The sequence below is a fragment of the Nitrososphaera sp. genome, from assembly GCF_013388945.1.
Taxonomy (GTDB): Archaea; Thermoproteota; Nitrososphaeria; order Nitrososphaerales; family Nitrososphaeraceae; genus Nitrososphaera.
Window position 1 is genome coordinate 1 of sequence record NZ_JACAEH010000003.1, and the last position, 3,743, is coordinate 3,743.

Annotated in this window: 5 protein-coding genes and 1 pseudogene; 2 read left to right on the forward strand and 4 right to left on the reverse strand. The window is 54.8% G+C overall.

Annotated elements, in window-relative coordinates; genetic code table 11:
- Together HXY31_RS01480 and HXY31_RS12330 are read right to left on the reverse strand one after the other, a co-directional pair.
- A partial coding sequence (locus tag HXY31_RS01480) for a helix-hairpin-helix domain-containing protein (protein WP_292638826.1) occupies positions 1-494 on the reverse strand: 494 nt, incomplete at its 3' end.
- A 223-nt stretch (positions 495-717) separates the two neighbouring features.
- Positions 718-855, reverse strand: a pseudogene (locus HXY31_RS12330) (DUF5679 domain-containing protein); the annotation flags it as partial.
- A 388-nt stretch (positions 856-1,243) separates the two neighbouring features.
- Between HXY31_RS12330 and HXY31_RS01490 the strand changes: the two are divergent.
- Both HXY31_RS01490 and HXY31_RS01495 read left to right on the forward strand, forming a co-directional pair.
- Positions 1,244-2,077 carry a hypothetical protein gene (locus HXY31_RS01490; RefSeq protein ID WP_292638830.1) on the forward strand — a complete coding sequence of 278 codons (834 nt, stop codon included), beginning with the start codon at positions 1,244-1,246 and terminating at the stop codon, positions 2,075-2,077.
- A gap of 4 nt (positions 2,078-2,081) precedes the next feature.
- Positions 2,082-2,405 (forward strand): hypothetical protein, encoded by a 324-nt coding sequence (locus HXY31_RS01495; protein WP_292638833.1) that lies wholly within the window; start codon positions 2,082-2,084, stop codon positions 2,403-2,405.
- Here HXY31_RS01495 and trpA read toward each other — a convergent pair.
- Positions 2,395-3,201 (reverse strand): tryptophan synthase subunit alpha, encoded by an 807-nt coding sequence (gene trpA / locus HXY31_RS01500; RefSeq protein WP_292638835.1) that lies wholly within the window; start codon positions 3,199-3,201, stop codon positions 2,395-2,397. The genes HXY31_RS01495 and trpA overlap by 11 nt on opposite strands.
- A partial coding sequence (locus HXY31_RS01505; RefSeq protein WP_292638837.1) for a pyridoxal-phosphate dependent enzyme occupies positions 3,191-3,743 on the reverse strand: 553 nt, incomplete at its 5' end. The genes trpA and HXY31_RS01505, both read right to left, overlap by 11 nt.

The following is a 3,743-nucleotide window of genomic DNA, read 5'->3' on the forward strand; positions in this document are numbered from 1 at the left end:
ATCTGGTCGACCCTCTCCGGCCTGAATGTGCCTTCCGTGTCTATGAGTATGACGCCGCCGCCAAGGCCTCCCTGCTCGGGCGGCTGCTGCGCCGTCACGCACAGCGTGTGGCATATCTGCGACTTGCCGGAGCCAAATTCTCCGTAAAACTCTGTTATCGCCTGCGTCTCGATTCCGCCAAGCAAGAGCTCGTCGAGCACCTTTGCGCCAGTAGTGCAGCGCAGAAGCGACTTTCTCTTTTCAAGCTCCACGTCTGCGGTTGTAAACTCGTTGTCAAGAACGCCGGATTCCCTGAGCAGTTTCTGCGCGGCCATGATAAAGTTGGTCGCAGCCTCCTTTGACCCGCCAAGGTCGGCCGCAAGCTCGTCGGCGACAGCTGTTGCCAGCTCCATGACGGAGCTTATGCCTGCTTCCCTCATCTTGCGCGCAGTCGTCGGACCCACTCCTTCGAGATCCTCTATCTCAAGTTCTGTGACGTTCTTGGATTCAGTCATTACTGCAGATAGGCAATCGATTCGAGTATTTAACAGGTGGCACACTCCGGGGGGAGGGGGAGGGTGTTACAAAACAAAGAAAAAACGCCCGGGAGGCTTGAGCTCCCGGACAGTCCTAGGCTAGCTACTTTTTCTTCTTGCCTTTTGCCTTTTTGGCCTTCTTTGCAGCCTTTTTGGGCTTTGCCTTGGCCTTTGCTTTCGCCTTGACGCCGCCTCCGCCGCCACCTATCTTGAACATCTTGGTCCCGCAGACCGTGCATGTTCCGGTGGTCGCGTTGCGCCCGTTCTTCATGACGACTTGTTTCTCTCCCGCCATCTCCCTAGGTGCTTTGCACTTTACACAGTATCCTTGTGTTGCCAACGTGCTTGGGTCGAGCGTGCTTGGATATAAGAATAGCTCTAAAAAGGCCGATTTTCGAGCTTTTGACTTGAAAAGGACTGTAAATTTGCTCAAAAAATGGCTCTTGAATGAAAATATCTGCATTCGCCGAAGGAGCGCAGGCACGTTTTGGCTTAAAAATCGCCTGAAAGCTTGTCCCGCCGCATGTTATTGCTGGAATCCGCCACGCCGTACTGCTTAGCTATGTCCAGAAATCGGCATCCGTCAAGATTAAGGAACAGGCTCTCAAATCCGCTTTTCGCATTCGCCTCGGTAACGCACTGGCGTTTTTCAGATAGCCGCAGCCGTGTCTGTCGCAGTCCGCGCACTGGTATATTTTTATAACAAGATGAATCGTATTTCATGCAGTTTGTCTGAAAGCTCGGAGCTGGGCTCAATGGGATGGGAGGAGCTTGTAGCGCTAAAGCGCAAGGTCGCGTCCGAGCTGAAAGAGTCGACTGACAAAATAGTCGACATCGACAGGAACCAGCTGCGCACAGTTGCAGCAGGCATAAAAGAGCACAAGTCGGCATACGATTCTGCCACTGAGAGATTGAGAAAGGCCCGATCTGAAATAGACGGCCACAACACAAGCCTGCTTGGAGTCAGCGAAAAGATGTCGCAGTCAAAGAACTTTTTGAGCATAATGGAGGCGCGACTACCAAAGGAAGGCGAGGAGGAGCTGCAGGCGGAAGTAGCCAAGAACCAAGCGCTCATAGACTCCAAGGAGTTCAAAGGAGAGCGCGAGAAAAACGAGATACTCTCACGGATAAAAGAAGCGTCAATGAAAATAGAGGCCATCAAGGCTACCAGGACGATAAAGGATCAGTACGCGGCGCTTGCAGACGAGTCTGCCAAGATAGGCGATTCGGTCAAGGCGCTCAACTCAGAATGCGACGCGCTACGCGCCAAGATTGCGCAGGAAAATGGCGAGCTTGACAGACTGTACGACACCAAGCGCGCGCTCATGACCGAGCGCGAAAAACTCCTGTCAGTTTACGGCGGCATCGCAAAGCGCTTTGAATCCATAAACGCGCGCCTTGACGAGATGTCTGCCATGAGAAAGAAGCAGCGCGAGGAGTACGGCTACAACCTTCCAAGCGACGCGCTTTTCAAGGTCAAGGAGACTGCAAGGAAGAAACTGGAATCGGGCTCGAAGCTCAGTTTTGAAGAGCTAAAGCTGCTCTACAGCGAAAAGGACTAGCGCGATGGCAATAAACGATTTTGCCCTTGCCTGCGCAATAGACGAGTCGCCGGCTTATTTCACCTACGAAAAAGAGACGATGCTAGTCATCCAGTCGGCGCAGGACGCAAAGGCAGGCGTCAACAGTTTCGAGTACATCGAGCCGTTCATGGGGGCGCTTGTGTCGCACGAGGCGATTCACGTCGCCATAAAAGGGCTGGAGGGCGACGACACTTCAGAGTCGCTTGACGACATTGAAGTCATCGTGGAGCACGACGGCAGGCGCTTCCAGGTGACCCTCAACAACATACTTTTTGCAAGCGACCAGTCCGGCCTTGTCATCCCCTGAGCGCCTTCTTGAGAGACGCTGCAAACGACTTTAGGCTTGACTGCATCTTGCCCTTTGGTCCTGACATCCTGTCGACTATGGCGCTTCCGACAATTATCGCGTCGGCCCCGGCGTTTGCCATGAACCTTGCGTGTCCGGGCTTGCTTATCCCAAATCCGACTCCGACTGGTATCCTGCCACCTGCCGCCTGCCTTGTGCGCTTGATAGCCTCGACAGTATAATCTTCGAAATTCTTGCGCGCGCCTGTTATGCCGTAGACTGAGACAAGGTACATGAAGCCTGACGAATTTTCTACTATCTCTTTGAGTCTCTGCTCCGAGGTGTTTGGCGACGCAAGGAACACCGTCGCCAGGTTTCGCGCCCTTGCGCTTTTCAGGTACTCGCCTGCCTCTTCCACCGGCATGTCAGGCAGGATGAATCCGTCGATGCCGGATGCCTTGGCTTTATCCATGAATTTTTCCATGCCTGCATGGACAAGGATGTTAGAGTACGTCATGGCAAGTAGCGGCAGGTCCGGGTGTTTTTTGCGGATGCTCTTTGCCACTGCAAGGGCCTTGTCCGGCGTGACCCCGCTTTCAAGCGCGCTGTGCGAAGCCTGCTGGATTGTCGGCCCGTCTGCTATCGGGTCTGAAAACGGTATGCCAAGTTCTATGATGTCCGCGCCGCCTGCAACAAGAGCGTCTACTGCTTTTTCTGTGGCCGCAAGGTCCGGGTATCCTGCAACTACGTAGCATACAAGTGCGCGCTCGCCCTTCTTGGCAAGCGCGTAAAAACGCGCCTCTATCCTACTTTGCATTTTTGCGGCCCTTCTTCTTTTTCAGGTAGTCCTGGACCACGGTGACGTCCTTGTCGCCCCTTCCAGAAAGCGTCACGACAATAATCTCGTCCCTGTCCATCTCCTTTGCCATCTTGATTGCGTGCGCCACTGCGTGCGACGATTCCAGCGCAGGGATTATGCCTTCGAGCCTAGAGAGCGTCATGAACGCGTCTACCGCCTCGTCGTCGGTGCACGCAACATACGTCGCTCTGCCCTCGTCTTTTAGCATCGAGTGCTCGGGTCCCACGCCGGGGTAGTCGAGGCCGGCAGAGATGCTGTGTGTGTCCACGACCTGGCCGCGCTTGTCCTGCAAGAGGTACGTGAACATGCCGTGAAGCACACCCTCGGTGCCGGCGCAAAGAGTCGCCGAATGCTTGCCCGACTTGATGCCCTCGCCGCCGGCCTCCACGCCCACCAGTTTCACGCCCAAGTCGTCGACAAACGGGTAGAACGAGCCCATGGCGTTGCTTCCGCAGCCGACGCAGGCGACTATTGCTGAAGGGAGCCTGCCGTAATCCTGC

Bases quoted from the DNA above. Each gene is read 5' to 3' on its own strand.
- HXY31_RS01495 (WP_292638833.1), top strand. From the start codon at position 2,082: ATGGCAATAAACGATTTTGCCCTTGCCTGCGCAATAGACGAGTCGCCG.
- trpA (WP_292638835.1), bottom strand. From the start codon at position 3,201: ATGCAAAGTAGGATAGAGGCGCGTTTTTACGCGCTTGCCAAGAAGGGC.